General features: G+C 60.6%; 14 protein-coding genes. 8 read left to right on the top strand and 6 right to left on the bottom strand.

What is annotated here, in order from left to right; genetic code table 11:
- Positions 1-26 precede the first annotated feature (26 nt).
- Positions 27-653, bottom strand: coding sequence for a glutathione S-transferase (locus tag NOM67_RS08355; RefSeq protein ID WP_156852317.1), 627 nt, complete (start codon positions 651-653; stop codon positions 27-29).
- 168 nt (positions 654-821) lie between these two features.
- Here NOM67_RS08355 and NOM67_RS08350 point away from each other — a divergent pair, with 168 nt between their 5' ends.
- The 4 genes from NOM67_RS08350 (at position 822) to NOM67_RS08335 (ending at position 4,343) form a co-directional block, all read left to right on the top strand.
- The gene (locus tag NOM67_RS08350; protein ID WP_033115787.1) at positions 822-1,466 is read left to right on the top strand and encodes a response regulator transcription factor; all 645 of its coding nucleotides are present in this window, start codon (positions 822-824) and stop codon (positions 1,464-1,466) included.
- Between the two features lie 87 nt (positions 1,467-1,553).
- Positions 1,554-2,135, top strand: a complete 582-nt coding sequence (locus NOM67_RS08345) for a TetR/AcrR family transcriptional regulator (RefSeq protein ID WP_033115788.1) — start codon at positions 1,554-1,556, stop codon at positions 2,133-2,135.
- Positions 2,136-2,206: 71 nt separating this feature from the next.
- On the top strand, positions 2,207-3,085 hold the full coding sequence (locus NOM67_RS08340) for an alpha/beta hydrolase (RefSeq protein ID WP_255935756.1): 879 nt from the start codon (positions 2,207-2,209) through the stop codon (positions 3,083-3,085).
- A 112-nt stretch (positions 3,086-3,197) separates the two neighbouring features.
- Positions 3,198-4,343 carry a patatin-like phospholipase family protein gene (locus NOM67_RS08335; RefSeq protein ID WP_043849361.1) on the top strand — a complete coding sequence of 382 codons (1,146 nt, stop codon included), beginning with the start codon at positions 3,198-3,200 and terminating at the stop codon, positions 4,341-4,343.
- Positions 4,344-4,349: 6 nt separating this feature from the next.
- On the opposite strand, the gene NOM67_RS08330 is transcribed toward NOM67_RS08335, so the two are convergent.
- Positions 4,350-6,302 carry a monovalent cation:proton antiporter family protein gene (locus NOM67_RS08330; RefSeq protein ID WP_165791375.1) on the bottom strand — a complete coding sequence of 651 codons (1,953 nt, stop codon included), beginning with the start codon at positions 6,300-6,302 and terminating at the stop codon, positions 4,350-4,352.
- A gap of 120 nt (positions 6,303-6,422) precedes the next feature.
- Here NOM67_RS08330 and NOM67_RS08325 point away from each other — a divergent pair, with 120 nt between their 5' ends.
- The gene (locus tag NOM67_RS08325) at positions 6,423-7,325 is read left to right on the top strand and encodes a GGDEF domain-containing protein (protein ID WP_033115791.1); all 903 of its coding nucleotides are present in this window, start codon (positions 6,423-6,425) and stop codon (positions 7,323-7,325) included.
- A 54-nt stretch (positions 7,326-7,379) separates the two neighbouring features.
- Here the strand turns inward: NOM67_RS08325 and tilS are convergent, their stop codons facing one another.
- A complete protein-coding gene (tilS, locus tag NOM67_RS08320) occupies positions 7,380-8,738 on the bottom strand; it encodes a tRNA lysidine(34) synthetase TilS (RefSeq protein WP_255935752.1) in 1,359 nt (452 codons plus the stop codon).
- Positions 8,739-8,959: 221 nt separating this feature from the next.
- Here tilS and NOM67_RS08315 point away from each other — a divergent pair, with 221 nt between their 5' ends.
- The 3 genes from NOM67_RS08315 to NOM67_RS08305 all read left to right on the top strand — a co-directional run bounded on the left by NOM67_RS08315 (position 8,960) and on the right by NOM67_RS08305 (position 12,208).
- Positions 8,960-10,993: a M13 family metallopeptidase gene (locus tag NOM67_RS08315; protein WP_255935750.1), complete on the top strand. Its 2,034-nt coding sequence runs from the start codon at positions 8,960-8,962 to the stop codon at positions 10,991-10,993.
- Positions 10,994-11,043: 50 nt separating this feature from the next.
- Positions 11,044-11,715 (top strand): hypothetical protein, encoded by a 672-nt coding sequence (locus NOM67_RS08310; protein WP_255935748.1) that lies wholly within the window; start codon positions 11,044-11,046, stop codon positions 11,713-11,715.
- A gap of 61 nt (positions 11,716-11,776) precedes the next feature.
- On the top strand, positions 11,777-12,208 hold the full coding sequence (locus tag NOM67_RS08305; RefSeq protein ID WP_156852321.1) for a PliI family lysozyme inhibitor of I-type lysozyme: 432 nt from the start codon (positions 11,777-11,779) through the stop codon (positions 12,206-12,208).
- Positions 12,209-12,288: 80 nt separating this feature from the next.
- Here the strand turns inward: NOM67_RS08305 and pdxY are convergent, their stop codons facing one another.
- The 3 genes from pdxY to cadB form a co-directional block, all read right to left on the bottom strand.
- Positions 12,289-13,152, bottom strand: a complete 864-nt coding sequence (gene pdxY / locus NOM67_RS08300) for a pyridoxal kinase PdxY (protein ID WP_255935746.1) — start codon at positions 13,150-13,152, stop codon at positions 12,289-12,291.
- A 71-nt stretch (positions 13,153-13,223) separates the two neighbouring features.
- On the bottom strand, positions 13,224-15,356 hold the full coding sequence (locus tag NOM67_RS08295; RefSeq protein WP_005349824.1) for a lysine decarboxylase CadA: 2,133 nt from the start codon (positions 15,354-15,356) through the stop codon (positions 13,224-13,226).
- 77 nt (positions 15,357-15,433) lie between these two features.
- Complete coding sequence (cadB, locus tag NOM67_RS08290; RefSeq protein WP_041208134.1) at positions 15,434-16,768, bottom strand: cadaverine/lysine antiporter; 1,335 nt, start codon at positions 16,766-16,768, stop codon at positions 15,434-15,436.
- Positions 16,769-17,345: the final 577 nt, after the last annotated feature.

Here is a 17,345-nt window from a genome sequence, read left to right as displayed (position 1 = left end):
CCCCTCTCTTTTGCTCGTCTATCGGCTTACTGCGTCTGGCGTACAGCCGCCGGCCACTGCAGGCGCGCTTTGACCAGGGTCTCCTGCCACAACGGCCAGGCCAGCAGTGCCTGCTGATAGACCCCCGCCTGACCGGGCAACTGGATGCCATAGCTGGCCAGCCGATAGGCCATCACCGCATAGAAGGCGTCGACAATGCCCGCCTCGCCAAAGTAGAAGGGGCCCCGCGCCTGCGACCAGACCTCCTGCAAACGGGCCAGCTCGCCCACCGCCTCAACCGGCGGCTCGCTGCGGGTGGGAGCACCGAGGAAGAAGGGGAGCAGAGTGCGGAGCTGGCGAAAACCGGCGTGCAGCTCGGCGCAAAGGCTGCGAGCCACTGCCCGCTCGGCCTGAGATGCGGGATAGAGCTGGCGATCGGGACACAGCTCGTGAACATATTCGGCGATAGCCAGCGAGTCGTGTACCCGCACGCCATCGTGTTCGAGCCAAGGCACCAGCCCGGCCGGCGCCACCCGCTTGAGCCGCGCCAACGACTTGGCATCTTCCAGATCGAACACCTGCTCCTGCCATGTCAGGCCGCTCATGGCCAGCACCAGTGCCGCCCGCATCGCCCAGGTGGAACCCGTGCCCACCGTCAATACCAGAACTCCCATCTTTGCCTCCTGCAGGGACTTGCGCTTTACGCCCCGTCGGCCTCTTGGCACGACATCCGGCGCCCGCTTCACATTTGCGCACAGGCAGGTTTGACCCTCCCGATGAGCGATGCTAGTTTGATTTTTCAAAACAATCAGTTAGCAACCATGTGAGCCATTAACTGAGATATGGACAGCCAATTTACCATCGTCATCGCAGATGACCACCCCCTGTTTCGGGGCGCCCTCTATCAAGCGGTGCACATGGCCATCAACGATGCCCATCTGCTGGAAGCGGACTCCATCGACAGCCTTACCCACCTCCTCGGCGAGCATCCGGAGGTCGACCTGCTGCTGCTCGATCTCAAGATGCCGGGCGCCAACGGCTTTGAAGGGCTGGCTCACCTGCGCGGCCAGTATCCCGACCTGCCGGTCGTGGTGGTATCCGCCTCGGAAGATCCCGCCATCATCCAGCAGGTGCTGCGCCTTGGCGCACTCGGCTTCATCCCCAAATCAGCGCCGATGAAGGAGCTGGTCACCGCCCTCAATACGGTGATCGGGGGTGATAACTGGGTGCCGGAGGGGATCTCGCTTCATCCCGAATCGGAAGATGGCCCCGATTTCGCCAGCAAGCTGGCAAGCCTCACCCCCCAGCAGTACAAGGTGCTGATCATGCTGCGCGACGGCAGCCTCAACAAGCAGATTGCCTGGGAGCTCAATGTCTCCGAGGCCACTATCAAGGCCCATATCACGGCGATTTTCCGAAAACTGGGCGTCAAGAACCGTACTCAGGCGGTCATCGCGTTGCAGCAGATGGATATCAAGGAGGGTTGAGCCCTCCCATCCAGCCCGCCACTTATCTGCCGCTCGACAAATAGCACGATCGTACTTTATGCTGCCACCAGCCATGAGGAGATCGTGATGAGCAAGGGGCGCCTGACCCGGGAAAACATTTTGCAGACAGCCTTCGAGCAGGCGAGCCAGCAAGGGCTGGAGAGCCTGACCATCGGCTCGCTGGCCAATGCCTGCGAGATGTCGAAAAGCGGCCTGTTCGCCCACTTCCACTCTCGCGACAATCTGCAGATCGCCGTGCTGGAGTACGCTGCCGAAGTGTTTCGCGAGCGGGTGATCCAGCCGGTGCGCCAGCAGGAACACCAGAGCCAGCACGACAAGCTGATCGCCCTGTTGCAGGCCTGGCTCGCCTGGAACCAGAGCTTTGCCGGACGCTGCATGTTTCTCGATGCCTGGACTTCGGCGCAGGAGGGCGAGGTACAGCAGGCCGCCCGCCAGCTGGTGCGCTTCTGGCTCGACTATCTGGCTCGTCAGGTCGCACAGGGACAGCTGGAGGGGGAGTGGCGCGAGGGGATGGATCCCTGGCGTGCCGTCTACCGCCTCTATGGCCTCTATCTGGCGGATCAGGTGTTCAACGCCCTCAATCTGTGTCAGGATCCGGCCCGCCACTTCTGGCCCGAAGTGGAAGATCTGCTCGCCAGCTGGTGCTGATCTCCTGGCAATCCTTTTTTAAAACCGACAAAAAAGCACGACCGTTCGAACATAAAAGCCACAGGATGACCATGAGCAGCAAGATCTACTTCAACACCCGCCGCTTCAGCCCGAGCAAATGGCTGCTGGGGATCGGCACCCGATTGCACCATACCCTGGCCCCCGGCCATGCCAAGCGCACCGCCAGCAAGTTGCTGCTGACCCCCCAGCGCAACCAGCGGGACAACGCAGCGCCAGCCGGTCTGGTCAAGCAGGCCGTCCATACCAGCGAAGGGACGCTGATGAGCTACCAGCTCGGTCAGGGGCCGCTCTGGCTGCTGATGCACGGCTGGTCAGGCAGTGCCAGCCAGTTCTATCCGCTGATGAGCCATATCGCCGCGCAGGGTTTTACGGCCATTGCCTACGATCACCCTGCCCACGGCCACAGCGCCGGCCATACCGGCCACCTGCCCCGCTTCGTGCGCGCCTTCGACGAGTTGACCGCCCGGCTGGCTTCGGAAGTGGGCCCTGTCCATGGGGTTATCGCCCACAGCATGGGGGGCGCCGTCACCCTCTCCAGCCGCCAGCAGGATCTTGACGGGCTGCCGCTGCTGCTCATCTCGCCAGTGCTCGACTATGTGCCCCAGCTCTACGGCATGGTGGCACGCTCCGGCTACTCCATCCGGCTGTTCGATGCGGTGGTCAAGGAGATTGAACAGGAGTATCAGCACCCATTGAGCACGGTCGATCCACTGGGTCGCCTTGCCAGCCGCAGTGGTGAGGCCATCATAGTGCATGACGAAGAGGACAGATTCGCACCGCATAGCGACTCCCTGCGGGCCAGTCAGGATGGTCATACCCGGCTGGTAAGCACCCGGGGTCTGGGCCATGGTCGCATTCTTGCCAGTGCGCCGGTATTCGCCGCCTTCGATCAGCTGGCACGACCGGAAAATCCGCTCCGGGCCCTTTGATCGGGGGTCATGAAAAAAACGGGCAAGCGCCCGTTTTTATATTTGATACAGCGCCTTATAGTTAATTTGTCAGTGGGAGCATCCTTGTCAGAACACTATAAGGCGCCAGCATATGGCCAGACCCAATACAGCGTTGTTGCTCACCGGAGGCGGAGCGCGCGCCGCCTATCAGGTCGGCGCCCTCAAAGCCGTGGCGGAGCTCTACCCGCGTAATCTCGGCATCCCCTTTCCCATTCTGTGCGGCACCTCGGCCGGGGCCATCAACGTCACCGCGCTCGCCTGCTACGCCTCCAGCTTTCATCTGGGCGTGCGCAAGCTGGAGTGGGTCTGGCGCCGCTTCGAAACCCACCACATCTTCGATTTTCACCCGGGGCGCCTGCTGTGGCGACTGATGTACGAAGGCTCGGCTGGCCTCATCAATCCCGACACCAACCACGCCTTTCATCTGTTCGACAATGCGCCGCTGCGCCGCCTGCTGGATCAGCTCATCGACTATCACCGCATCGATGACAACATCCTCTACGGCAGTCTGGAGGCGCTCGCCATCACGGCATCCGACTACGACGACGGCCTCTCCACCACCTTCTTTCAGGGGCGAGCCGACCACCATCCCTGGGAGCGGGCCAGACGGCGCGGGGTGCGCACCCTGCTTACATCGGATCATCTGCTCGCCTCCTCGGCGCTCCCCTTTGTCTTTCCGGCAACCCATATCGGCGACAAGTTCTACGGCGACGGCTCCATCCATCAGCTGAGCCCGCTCAGCCCCGCCATCCATCTGGGGGCGGAGCGGATCCTGCTGATCACGCTCGATCCACCAGCGCACTCGGCACCGACCCATCATCACGGCCATCTCACCAGCTCCAATATCGCCAGCCATCTGCTCGATACCGTCTTTACCGACACCCTCAACTCCGATCTGGAGCGGCTGTGGCGCATCAACCAGACTCTGGACCTTATTCCTGAGCGGGAGCGCAATCGCCTCAAGCTGAAGCGGGTGGAGACCTGCGTGCTCAAGCCAAGCGAAGATCTCGATGCCATCGCGCTGGCCTATCTGCGCAAGCTGCCGGTGCAGTTGCGCCGCCTGTTACGCGTGTTGGGGGTAAAGGGGGATGAGACCAGCAGTCTGGCCAGCTTTTTGATGTTCTATCCGGGCTACTGCCAGCAGCTGATCAAGCTGGGCTATCGGGACACCCTGAGGGAGCAGGCCCGGGTGATCGACTTTCTCGGAATCGAGCCTCAGCCGAGGGAGAGAGAGTAACCCTTCTCAGCGCCCCTCCAGCAGGCGCTGCTCCGCCTGCTCGATGGCGACCGCGGTACCAAACAGGATCAGCCGATCACCAGCCTGCAGGGTCAGCTCATCCCGAGGCTCCAGCATCTGATCGCCACGCTGAACCTCCTTGATCCTCACCTCATCCAGCGGCAACTCCCGCACTTCGCGCCCCACAGCCCACGCCTGATCATGCAGCATCAATGGGTGGAGGCGCTCCAGCAGCTGGTCAGCTTCCAGATTGTTGGCGCTCTGATCCCCCCAGTAGAAGCCGTGCAGAAAGCGGTACTGGCTGCTGCGCTCATGCTCCATGCGCCGGATCACCCGCCCGAGGGGAATATCGCAATTGACCAGCAGATGGGAAACCAGCATCAGAGCCCCCTCCTGGGATTCCGGGATCACCTCGAAGGCCCCCGCCTGCTTGTACTGCTCGAGGAAGCTGTCATCCCGGGTGCGTACCAGCACCTTGAGCTCCCCCGCCAGCTCGCGGATCAGCGCCAGCATCGCCTCCACCCGCTTGCGATCGTCGAAGGTGATGATCACCAGTCGGGCCCGCAGCAGACCGGCAGCCAGCAGGATGTCGCGCCGACTGGCATCGCCAAAGGCCACCTGCTCCCCTGCCTGCTTTGCTTCGCTCACCCGCTCGGGGTCAAGGTCGAGCGCCAGAAACGGGATCTCCTCGAGCTTGAGAAAACGGGCGCAGGTCTGCCCCGCCCGGCCAAACCCGGCGATGATGACGTGCTGGCTCTTGCTGAGCCCCGACTGGGCGACTTCGGAGCGGGTCAACAGCGCCGGATCGGTCAGACTGCGGGCCAGCGAGTGGGCCTGAGTAACCAGCCAGGGGGTCATGGCAATGGAGATGATGCCGATGCCGATCAACCGGGAGACCAGTTGCGGATCCAGCAGGCCGTGGTGGAGTGCCAACGCCAGCAGCACAAAGCCGAACTCTCCCACCTGACTCAGCATGATGCCGGCCGCCATGCTGTCGCGTTTGCGCTCCCCCATCAGCCGGCCGGCCAGCAGCACCAGCAGGGATTTGCATAGCACCAGCACCACCACGCAGAGCAACACCTGCCACCAGGCCTGCGCCACCAGCACCCAGTCCATATTCATCCCGATGGTGATGAAGAAGAGCCCCATCAGCACATCGCGAAAGGGCTTGATGTCCACCTCAAGCTGATGGCGATAGTGGGACTCCCCCAGCATCATGCCGGCCAGAAAGGCTCCCAGCGCCATCGAAAGACCGAGCGAATAGGTCATGAAAGCGGCCAGCAACGCCACCAGCAGGGCGCTCAGCACGAACAGTTCATCGGAGCGGGCCCGCGCCACCTCGTGAAACAGCAGCGGCAACAACCACTTGCCCACCGCCAGCAGGCTCAGGAGGGCGAAGAGCCCCTTGAGAATCGCCCAGGCGATCTCGGCAGCCAGCGCGCTGCCCTGCACCTGTGGCTCGGCCAGAATGGGGATCATCACCAGCAGGGGCACCACCGCCAGATCCTGAAACAGCAGCACACTCACCCCCAACTGGGCACGACGGGTGTGGAGCTGCTTCTGCTCGCCCAGCTGCTTGATCACCACCGCCGTAGAGGAGAGCGCCAGCGTGCCCCCCACCACCAGCGCCTGCGCCAGACTCAGCCCCAGATGCCAGCCAAACCAGAAGAAGAGCAGCGAGGTGAGCAGCACCTGCAAGCCGCCTACTCCCAACACCAGATAGCGCATAGCCAGCAGCTTGGGGAGGGAGAACTCCAGCCCCAGCGAGAACATCAGAAAGACGATCCCGAGCTCTGCGATGGTCTGCATGATCGACTGGCCGGTGATCACCGCCAGTCCGTGCGGGCCCAGGAGTACGCCGGCAATCAGGTAGGCGAGGATCACCGGCAAGCCAAAGCGTCGGAAAATTGCCACCAGCAGGACGGCGGCGAAGAGCAGGATCAGCAGGTCTGTGTACAAATTTTCCCCTCCTTTTTATCAACTTAAGTCTAGTCAGCCGATCCTTGGCTCAGGAAACATATATTGGGCATGCCAATTGCAGGTGAAGGGGAGCAGTCAAGTGGTTACAGGTGGAAGACCATGGAAAACAGATCGTCACTCAATGGCTTTAGCCATGGCATCGAGCAGTGGGTTCGCCAGATGGAGCGGCTCACGCCCTTGCCCAGCGTAGAACGCAATCAGTTGCTGGAGCAGTTGCTGGGGCAGCACGAGCTCGGCGGCCTGCTGACAACTTTTGCCGATCGAGCGGCAAAAATTGTCAGGATCCACAGTCTCTATATGGACGGTAGCCACCCCCATGTACTGATCCAGCACCCACCGATGGCCACCCTCAACCTGCACAGCTACCTGTTCGAGCTGCGCGGCCAGCATGAGCAGCTGCTCGGCCAACTCCACTACGAGCTGGAACACCCGCTCAGCGGCAGCCAACAGCGTGTGCTGCTGCAGTACCATCAGCTGCTCAGCCTGTTGCTGCCCCTCTACATGCGACTGGAGAAACTGGATCAGCAGGTGCGCCTCGATCACCTGACCGGCCTTGGTAACCGCTCCTATTTTGACGAAGCCATTGGCCGCGCCATCGAGCAGCACAGCCGCGAGCCCCATGGTCTGGTGCTGGTGCTGCTGGATCTCGACCGCTTCAAGCAGATCAACGACACCTGGGGCCACCCGGTCGGGGATCTGGTGCTGAGCCGCTTCGCCCAGCTGCTCAAGGGGTGCATCCGCAGTACGGATCAGGCCTTCCGGCTCGGGGGGGATGAGTTCGCCCTGCTGTTGCAACCGGCCGAACCCGAGGCGTGGCGTCCGGTCTGGCTGCGCCTGCAGCACATGCTGATGACCAACAAGGAGCTCAGCACCTTCTCGGTCGGTTGCAGTCTGGGGGCCGCCAGCTGGCAATCAGGCGTCAGTGTACAAGCTCTTTACGAGGCGGCAGACAGCCACCTCTACGCCCGCAAAAAAGCCGGCAAAGCCGGCCTCGCGGAATAACCGGGTACTCTTCTTTGCTCCGGCACATGCAGTCATGTGACCGGAGCCCTTTTTTTACTCAGTTTCCTGCTCAGGCAACAGCAACCCCTCTTGCGTTGGCAACCATTGATATGAAAGCCCCTCCTGCTCTGCCATAAATCCGTCGCAGACAAAGAGTCCGACCACAGCAGCTACCTGCTCGCCATAGTAGAGGATAGGGATCCGCCCCCGCTGCCACGAAGGAACGCCGTACTCCTGCAGCAGCTTCTTCAAGCGGCGGCTGCCACCACGTCCCACCGGCTTCAGCATGGCGCCCGGCACCACGCCAAAGCGCACCGACAGAGGCTCCTCTGGTCGGGGCAAACGCAGCAACCCCTCTCCCGCTTTCTCCATACGCACCACCAGCTCACCCAACCCATCCGGCAGGGTCAGCGGCTCGCCCGGCGTCAACGGCAACACCTGATGACAAGGTTGCAGATCCGGGGCAACCAGATAGAGGCGCTCCTGAAAACGGCGGCAACTCAGGTCGCCCCAGTTGAGCTGCGGATTGGCATCGGGCCGCGCCAGCGCTACCTCCTGCCACAGCCGGGCAAGCTGCTCGCGCGATGGCATCTCCCCCCCCTGACGGCGGATCCAGTAGCGCAGCAGGTTGTTGCGCCGAGTCGGCGAGAGTGCATGCAGCGGGCCGATATGGAGCGCCTCCCCTTCGCCGGCCAGCTGCCAGTCGCTCTCGGCCAGCTCGTCCAGCAGCGCCTCCTGCTCGGCGCACAGCGCCATGCTGCGGACGGCTGTGCGGGCAATGGCAGGCCAGCGCGCCTTGAGCTGGGGGATAAGCGTCTGGCGCAGAAAATTGCGGTCATAACTCACATCCTGATTGCTCTCATCCTCGACCCAACCATAAGGCAGGGTAGCGGCAACCTCGGCCAGTTCGGCCCGGCTGATATCGAGCAGCGGCCGCAGCAGCAGACCGCCAGCAAAGGGTTGGCTTGGCAGGATGCCGGCCAGACCGCGCAGACCGGCGCCGCGCTTGAGGGCCAGCAGCAGGGTCTCCAGCTGATCATCCTGATGGTGGGCGGTGAGCAGCCACTCTCCCTCCGTCATGTGCGCCATCAGCTGCTGGTAGCGGGCGGTGCGTGCCTGCGCTTCCAGACTCTCACCATTGCCGCGGGCAAGGGTTACCCGCTCGACAATGAGCGGCACCGCCAGCTGCTGGCAGACCGACTCGCAGTGAGCCACCCACTCATCGGCATGGGCGCTGAGACCGTGGTGCACGTGCAGCGCCCGAAGCGGCAAGCCGTGCTCACGGGCAAACTGCGCCGCCAGCACCAGCAGCAGGGTGGAGTCGAGGCCACCGCTGAAGGCCACCAGCAGGCGAGTGGAACCTTCCGGCTCTGGCAGAGTCTGACAAAAGCGAGAATAAAGATGAGAAATCATAGGCTTCCCCAAAACGGACCGGCCGATCTTAGCAGAGTCGCGGCTGGCAAGCTGCACTGTGGCGACTCGGGGCTCGTTCGGGAGCATTCATCCTGACGACGCCGCTTGCGCCGGCACGGCAACCCACCCTAGAGTAGGGCTCGCCTGTGCAGACCCGAAAGTCACCAGTTCAAAAGAGGCGCAGGCAGGGAAGCAAACAACCCGATGTGGAATCAGATCCCATGAACAACAAGAAAAGCATTCTGGCCGGCCTTATCGGGCTGGCCCTGTTGGCTGGTTGCAGCCAGGCGCCCGAGAGCGCGCCGAAACACTCCGGGCTGGCGCTGGCCAATATGGACACCCGGGTCAAACCCGGCGATGACTTCTTCCGCTACGTCAACGGCAAGTGGCTCGCCACCGCCAAGATCCCCGACGATCGCCCCGCCGATGGCGCCTTCTACATGCTGCGGGACAAATCCCTCGCCGATGTGCGGGTGCTGGTCGAGGGGCTGGCCCATCAGCAGGCTGCCACCGGTACGCCGACCCAGCAGATCCGCGATCTCTACGCCAGTTATCTGGACCAAGCGGGCCGTGATGCCAAGGGGCTCACCCCGCTGGCACCGGCGCTGGCCGACATCGACCGGATCGGTGATCAGGCGGCGCTGGCCCGCGCTTTTGCCCAATCAGGCCGCATGGGCGGCGGCGCACCGTTCGGTATCTGGATCGATGCCGACGCCAAGGCGCCGGATCGCTATGCGGTCTACCTCTATCAGGGCGGGCTGGGGCTGCCGGATCGCGACTACTACCTCAAGCAGGATCCCGACAGTCAGGCGCTGCGCCAGAAGTACCAGCAACATATCGCCGCCATGCTGAGTCGCCTCGGTGAATCTGATCCGAGCGGCAAGGCCAAGCGAATTCTGGCCCTCGAAACCCGGCTCGCCACCATCCAGTGGGACAACGTCGCGCTGCGGGATCGGGAGAAGAACTACAACAAACGCCCCGCCAGCGAGCTGGTACGTTTAGCCCCTCACCTCGACTGGCAAGCCTATCTCGATGCGGCCGGCATTGCCGCCCAACCGGAGCTCGTCATCGGTCAGCCGACCTATCTGAGCGCGCTGGATCAGGTGATGGCCCAGACCCCCATCGCCGACTGGCAGGCCTACCTCAAGTGGCAACTGCTGACCGACTACGCCCCCTATCTCGATAGCGAAACCGACCGGGCCAACTTTGCCTTCTACGGCACCACGTTGAGCGGCACGCCCAAACAGCGCGCCAACTGGGAGCGTGGACTGGGGGTGTTGAACGATCATCTGGGTGAGGCGGTTGGCCAGCTCTATGTGGCCAGCTACTTCCCGCCTGCGGCCAAGGAGCGGATGGAGCAGCTAGTGGAGAACCTGCGCACCGCCTATCGCCAGAGCATCGAAGAGCTCGACTGGATGTCGCCGGAGACCAAGACCCAGGCGCTCGAGAAGCTGGCCAAGTTCCGACCCAAGATCGGCTATCCGGACAAGTGGAAGGATTACAGCGCCATCGCCATCAAACCGGACGATCTGGTGGGCAACCTGCAGCGCTCGCAGGCCTTCGAGTATGCCGACAATCTGGCTCGCCTCGGCAAGCCGGTCGATCGGGACGAGTGGCACATGTCGCCGCAGACAGTGAACGCCTACTACAACCCGAGCAACAACGAGATCGTCTTCCCGGCGGCCATTTTACAGCCCCCCTTCTTCGACATGACAGCGGATGACGCAGTCAACTACGGCGCCATCGGCGGGGTGATCGGCCACGAGATGGGCCACGGTTTTGATGATCAGGGGGCCAAATCCGACGGCGACGGCATGATGCGCGACTGGTGGACGCCACAGGATCTCAAGGAGTTCCGCTTCCGCACCAGCCGGCTGGTGGCCCAGTACAATCGCTTCGAGCCCATCAACGGTCAGTTCGTCAACGGCCAGTTCACCCTGGGGGAGAACATCGGCGATCTGGGCGGCCTCACCATCGCCCACAAGGCCTACGAGCTGTCGCTGGATGGCAAGGAGGCGCCGGTGCTGGACGGCTTTACCGGCGAGCAGCGCTTCTTCCTCGGCTGGGCGCAGGTGTGGAAAGGGATGTATCGTCCCGAGCTGATGCAGATGTTGCTGCGCTCCGACCCCCACTCGCCGCCCGAGTACCGGGTCAACGGCGTGGTGCCGAACATTCCCGCCTTCTACGAGGCATTCAACATCCAGCCGGGGGACAAGCTCTATCTGCCGCCCCAGAAACGGGTGAAGATCTGGTAATGATAAAAAAGCAGGGCCCAATCATGGGCCCTGATACAAAAGAGAAAAATATGAACAAGACGCTTCTGGCTCTGGGACTTCTTTCCCTATGTGCGAGTTCTACTGAAGCTTGGGCCAGTACCATAAAACAGCGAGAGTGCTATCCCTCACAGGATCTTCGTATTTGTCTGTATCAGGATTCTCGCGTTGCATCGGATCCAAATGCGGGTTTTTATTCTGAAGCAGAAGGCCCTTGGGAACCACCTCTGGTCAACGCAGAAATACGCATTTTTGGCACAAACAATGAACAACTTGCTCGATTGAAAGTATTTCGTTTAGCAAAAATCAGTCCTACCAAGTTGATAGATCAAACAAAACCAGTTTTTCTTCTGGATGAAGATCGCTCTATGGGAGCCGGAGGATTTAATGGTGTGGAATCACGACCTTTTACTGCATCACCCAAAGGCATCCATTTTTTACCGCTAAAAGGATCTGATATAAACAAAACATGGACACTTTTATCAGCACTCAGGGCTAATTGGCGCGAAGTTCCCTCCGGTTTTTTGGTAGTAAGTTCTTTCCCAGATATCCCTAAACAAGGTGAGTGGGATGGCGAGTCGACCAAAACCATATTTAGCAGACTAACTCTGGACAAAGGCATATTTACTATTTCAAGTAGAAGCGAACCCATATATTGGGAAAGTGAAAGTGATTTTCCAGAAGAACAGTTGTTTCCAAAGTAGTGAACTCAAGAAACAAATGAATACCTTTCATCCAAATAGCCAACACATGACAGGAGCTGCCATGAAGCGAGCATTATTATTTCTTTTGGTTATTGGTACATCAGTTCAAGCCGAAGAGGGATTTAGCAAACAGCTGACACTCCCCTCCGGTCAGGTGATCACGGTGGCCGAAGGACGCGGTGAACCCGCCTCCATCGGCAGCTACGATGTGCGCCTCTACTCCGGCGCCAATCCCCAGTTCCCGCTGGATCAGTTCATCGACGGCAAGGTGCTGCCGCGCGATGGCTCCATCAAGGAGCTGAAATTGCTGGATCTCAACGGTGACAAGCAGCCCGAGCTGGTGGTCATCATGGAGAGCGCCGGCAGCGGCAGCTACCTGAGTGCGGATGCCTTTACCATCAGTGCGCAGGAGGGGCTCGATACCTTCAACCATGTCGAGGGACTCGGGCCCAAGGAGGATGTGATCGAAGCGCTCAAGGATCCCAAGGATTAAGGCGCGACTGCCCCCGTGCTTCAGAAATAGAAAAAGCCCTGACCAGCAGGGCTTTTTTGTATCCAGAATCGGCGACGCTTCTACTCAAGGCGAGTGGCCCGGGTACGCACCAGCGGCAACGCCATCTCGTGCTGGGCCGCCACCAGTTGCAACTCATAGGCTCCCATCAGCCAGGTGCGAGCCAGCACCGCATCGACACTGGCATTGGTGCGCTCGAACGCCACCACCGGAGTGAAACCGGCCAGCAGATTGGCCAGCATGGTGGCGCTCAACAGATCCCCGACTCCGATGGGATGGCGAGCAAAGGGGTAGAGCGGACGCGAGAGGTGAAACGCCCCCTCCTCGCACACCAGCAGCATCTCGAAGCGATCCATGGCAAAGCCGGCCTTGCCCAGATGTTTCACCAGCACCATTTTGACCCCCAGCTCCCGCAGCTGCTGGCACGCCGCCAGCGCCTGCGAGACATTGCCGATGTCGCGACCGGTCAGCTGCTCCAGCTCCAGCAGGTTGGGGGCCAGCAGGTCGGCACGGGGCAAGGCCCGCTCCCGGAAAAAGTCGGTGACGCCGGGCGCCACTATGCACCCCTTGTCCGGGTGACCCATTACGGGATCGCAGAAGTAGAGGGCGCCGGGATTGCATGCCTTGAGCCGGGCCACTGCCGCCAGGATCTCCTCCCCCTGCTCGGCCGAGCCTAGATAGCCGCTGAGCAGCGCATCGCACTGGGCCAGCACGCCGATCTCCGCCAGCCCGTCCACCAGCTGGGCGATATGGCCCGCCGGCATCACCATCCCCTGCCACCCCTCACTGTACTGGGTGTGGTTGGAGAACTGCACCGTGTTCATCGGCCACACCTCGATGCCGAGGCGACGCATGGGAAAGACGGCGGCACTGTTGCCGGCACAGCCAAAGACCACATGGGATTGAATGGAGAGCACTCGCTTCATGATGACTCACGCAAGAAAAGAGAAATTCCGGAGGGAAAAACGGGCCTTGCGGCCCGTTGTTGTCACTGTGATTAACGCAGCACCTTGACGGTGTAGCTGCCATCGGCCTGACGATAGAGGCCGTGGATGTCGGTCTCGAAGCCCGGGTAGTGGGCACCGATCTCGCACAGCATCTCGAGGAACTCGAGCACCGGCAGAGAATCCTGGGTCACCATCTCGCCCGGCAGAACCAGCGGTACTCCCGGCGGGTACGGCAGGATCATGTTGGCGCTGATGCGGTCAACCATGTCACGCAGCGGTACTTCCACCACGTTGCCGGCCAGCTCTTGCTGCCATGCGGCGTGCGGAGTCATCTTCATTTCCGGCAGTACGTCGAACGCCTTGAACATCAGCTCCGGCAGACGGTACTTGCTGGTCAGCTCGTGAATGCGCTGCGCCAGCTCCTGGATACGCATCCCTTCGTAGAAGCTCGGGTCTTCACGATAGAGGCTCGGCAGGATGCTCTTGATGGTCAGGTTCAGGTCGTAGCCACGCTTGAACTCGGTCAGGGCGCGCAGCAGCTGCATCGCCTTGGACTGATCGATACCGATGGAGAAGAGGAACAGCATGTTGTAGGGGCCGGTCTTCTCGACCACGATGCCGCGCTCGTCCAGGAACTTGGAGACCAGAGAGGCAGGGATGCCCTTCTCCAGCAGCTGGCCGTCACGGCCCATACCCGGAGTCAGCAGAGTGACCTTGATCGGATCCAGGTACATGTGGTTGTCATCGATGTCCTTGAAGCCGTGCCAGTCATCTTTCGGATCCAGCTTCCAGCACTCGACGGTGTCGATGTTGTCCGGCTGCCATACGTCGAAGAACCAGCCTTCGCTCTGATCACGCAGACGCTTGATCTCTTTGCGGAAGGAGATGGCGCGATCGATGGAGTCCTTGATCAGACGCTTACCGGTGTTGCCACGCATCATGGCAGCAGAGATCTCGGTAGAGGCCACGATGCCGTACTGCGGCGAGGTGGAGGTGTGCATCATGAAGGCTTCGTTGAAGGTCTCTTCCTCCACGTCACCCTTGATGTGGATCATCGAGGCCTGGGAGAAGGCTGCCAGCAGCTTGTGGGTGGACTGGGTTTCGTAGAACACCTTGCCCGGCATGGCTTCGCCGCTCATGCCGCATTTGCCTTCATAGATCGGGCTGAAGTTGGTGTAAGGCACCCAGGCACTGTCGAAGTGGATGTAAGGGGTATCCAGACTCTCCTTGATGAAGCCGGTGTTGTAGAGCAGGCCATCATAGGTGGAGTTGGTAACAACGGCGTAACGGGGAGCCTGGGCACCCGGTGTCGCGGCGACCTTGGCAGCGATGGTGTCGCGGCTGAATTCGCTCTGCGGGATACCACCCAGAATGCCGTAGGCGTTGCGGGTCGGACGGAAGTAGATCGGCGTCACGTCGTTCATCATCATCAGGTGAGTGAGCGACTTGTGGCAGTTACGGTCAACCAGCACTGTGCTGCCGGCCGGCGCGGAGTACATGCCGACGATCTTGTTGGCAGTGGAGGTGCCGTTGGTAACGATGTAGGAGCGATCGGCGTTGAAGGTACGGGCGATGTACTCTTCGGCTTCCTTGTGCGGACCTGAGTGATCCAGCAGGGAGCCCAGCTCCGGCATGGAGATGGAGACGTCAGCCTTGAACGCGTTCGGGCCGTAGAAGTCATAGAAGATGCTGCCGGCCGGGCTCATCTGGAAGGCGGTACCGCCCATGTGACCCGGAGTACAGAAGGTGTATTTGCCCTCTTCCACGTATTTGAACAGTGCCTTGGTGAACGGCGGCAGGATGGCGTCCTGATACTCCTGAGTGGCCTGACCCATCTTGAGGGCGATGTCGTCAGCCATGCCGAGACGGTACTCGAAGAAATGGACGTTCAGACGCAGGTCGGTCAGGTGAATATCCAGAGTGGACTGGTCGTTGGCGAAGGCGAAGATCGGCAGCTTCTCGTTGCGATCGTGGATCTCCTTGCACAGACCCAGAGAGTATTTGTCCCAGTCGAAGATGGCGCCGCAAACGCGCGGGTTCTTCTCAATCAGTTTCAGCAGGTCGGCGACGTCGACCGGATAAACAACCTCGAAACCCTTGCGCTCGAGGGAGGCTTGCAGCTGGCGAATGGGTTCTTCTTTAAAGAAAACGCCGAGGTGGTTGAGGATGGCAATGATATTCATCGTAATGCTCCACACGTAAAGGGGCGCTCTCCATCAGGGATGGTGAGTGAAGAGCGCTCGGAAGATAAAAGGGGAAATCAGTTGCTGGGTTGTTCGTTCAGCAGGGCATCGTGCTGACGCAGACCCAGTTTTTTGGCGTAGAACATCAGGATGATGAGCGACACCACGAAGGTAGCTGTGAGGTTGGAACCCTTGGCACCCATCAGGGCTACCAGACAGAAGACGCAGGCCACACCGGAGAAGATCATGGCGCCGATGCTGCGGGAGGTCATGCCTTCAAAACGGATCAGGTTAATGCTGGAGTAGAAGTAGGGCAGCATGGTCAGCAGCACCGCATCGGTAGTCAGCACGTTGAAGAGATCAGCTGCGTGAGCGGACTGGGAGGTGAAGGCGGTCAGGCCAATCATCAGGGCAGTCATCTTCAGGGAGCCCAGGATCAGACCCTTCTTGGCCACGCCGTTCTTGTCCACTTCACCGTAGATTTTCGGGAAGTTGCCGTCGTTGGCGGCACGCTTGCCCGCCTCGCCTACCAGCATCATCCAGGAACCGAGCGAGGTGAAGCAGGCCAGAGCGGTGAAGGCAGAGACAAACGGTGCAGACCAGCTACCGAAGATGGCGGAAGAGGCCATGGCAAACGGGGCGCCGGAAGCAGCCACTTCACCGGCCGGGAACATGCCGCTGATCACCTGGGTAGAGAGGATGTAGATAACACCCGCGATACCGGTACCCAGCATGGTGGCGAGCGGTACGGTGCGCTTGGGGTTCTTCACCATGCCGGAAGAGACGGCGGCAGATTCAACACCGACGAAAGACCAGAGGCAGATCAGCACGGCGCTGATCACTGCATGCAGGTCACTGCCACTGGTGGTGTTCCAGTTCTGGCTGTAGACGGCGCTGTCAAAGTGAGTCCAGCCCACCAGAGCGGTACCCACCACCGGCAGCAGGATCAGTACCAGACCCAGAGTACAGAGTCGGCTCACCCAGCTACCGCCAAGCAGGTTGACGAAGGTGAAGATCCAGACGGCGGCGATGGTGGCCGCAGCGGCCGGGATCGGGCTGTTGAGAATGGGGAAGAAGACGGAGAGGTAGGAGACGCCGGTAATGGCGATGGCCAGGTTACCGATCCAGTTGGCGTGGTAGTAGAGCACACCGGTCTGGAAACCGAATACCGGAGAGATCTCACCGGCGTAGGCGATGGGGCCACCCTCTTGCGGGTTCTTGGTAGCGAGGCGGGCGAAAACGAAGGCGAGGCCCATGGCGCCTACCAGACAGATAGCCCAGCTGAATACAGAAATGGAACCTATGTTGGCCAGTGCCGAAGGCAGCAGTGCGATACCGCTCCCCATCATGTTGCCGGCCACTACACCTGTACAGGCGATAAGGCCGATCTTCTTGCTCGTATCTAGGGACATAAGATCTCCGGGTCTTTAAAAAGGTCGGGTCGTCACATACACAGTTGGCACAACGTCCGGCCAACGAATGGGCACAGACTAGGCCTCTCGTCCCCGAAAAACATAAGGAGCAGCTAACGGATAAAAATATGAGGCAACTTTTTTCACCCTCCTCGCCAATTCGATAAAAAACCTTTAAAAACAGTAAATTGATGATGATACGTCGAGCTTTCTTTATAAAACCTTGATATCCGGCTGCCCGTTTTTTTCGCCTTGATAACCCCTTTATCTCGCCGTCTTGATATTTTTCCGCGATAACCCCGGGATAAAGGGGCTCGCACAGAACCTCCCTGCTCTCGCCTGCCCTGTCCATCTCATCGACCCGACCAATCCCATCGCCGTAAGTGCCATCTGCTATGGAATTTGCCCTCCCCCTGAATGGCAACAGCTCTGCCGCTCTGGGTGATCGGCTCGCTCAATTCGCTGTTGGCAACCAGTGCAGCGCCATGGCCACACACGCTAAATGACGTAACAGGAAGAAGTTCGCTCCGGCTGGACATAGCAGGAAGCACGGGAATGCAGGAACGCAGGAACGCAG

This window comes from Aeromonas sp. SG16, from assembly GCF_024436135.1.
Classification (GTDB): Bacteria; Pseudomonadota; Gammaproteobacteria; order Enterobacterales; family Aeromonadaceae; genus Aeromonas; species Aeromonas jandaei.
Note: the sequence above shows the minus strand (reverse complement) of the source record. Positions and strands in the feature narration are given on the sequence as shown.

Coding starts and splice junctions, on each gene's coding strand:
- NOM67_RS08310 (WP_255935748.1), top strand. CDS start 11,044: ATGAACAAGACGCTTCTGGCTCTGGGACTTCTTTCCCTATGTGCGAGT.
- tilS (WP_255935752.1), bottom strand. CDS start 8,738: ATGATTTCTCATCTTTATTCTCGCTTTTGTCAGACTCTGCCAGAGCCG.
- pdxY (WP_255935746.1), bottom strand. CDS start 13,152: ATGAAGCGAGTGCTCTCCATTCAATCCCATGTGGTCTTTGGCTGTGCC.
- NOM67_RS08325 (WP_033115791.1), top strand. CDS start 6,423: ATGGAAAACAGATCGTCACTCAATGGCTTTAGCCATGGCATCGAGCAG.
- NOM67_RS08345 (WP_033115788.1), top strand. CDS start 1,554: ATGAGCAAGGGGCGCCTGACCCGGGAAAACATTTTGCAGACAGCCTTC.
- NOM67_RS08315 (WP_255935750.1), top strand. CDS start 8,960: ATGAACAACAAGAAAAGCATTCTGGCCGGCCTTATCGGGCTGGCCCTG.
- cadB (WP_041208134.1), bottom strand. CDS start 16,768: ATGTCCCTAGATACGAGCAAGAAGATCGGCCTTATCGCCTGTACAGGT.
- NOM67_RS08335 (WP_043849361.1), top strand. CDS start 3,198: ATGGCCAGACCCAATACAGCGTTGTTGCTCACCGGAGGCGGAGCGCGC.
- NOM67_RS08340 (WP_255935756.1), top strand. CDS start 2,207: ATGAGCAGCAAGATCTACTTCAACACCCGCCGCTTCAGCCCGAGCAAA.
- NOM67_RS08350 (WP_033115787.1), top strand. CDS start 822: ATGGACAGCCAATTTACCATCGTCATCGCAGATGACCACCCCCTGTTT.
- NOM67_RS08305 (WP_156852321.1), top strand. CDS start 11,777: ATGAAGCGAGCATTATTATTTCTTTTGGTTATTGGTACATCAGTTCAA.
- NOM67_RS08295 (WP_005349824.1), bottom strand. CDS start 15,356: ATGAATATCATTGCCATCCTCAACCACCTCGGCGTTTTCTTTAAAGAA.
- NOM67_RS08355 (WP_156852317.1), bottom strand. CDS start 653: ATGGGAGTTCTGGTATTGACGGTGGGCACGGGTTCCACCTGGGCGATG.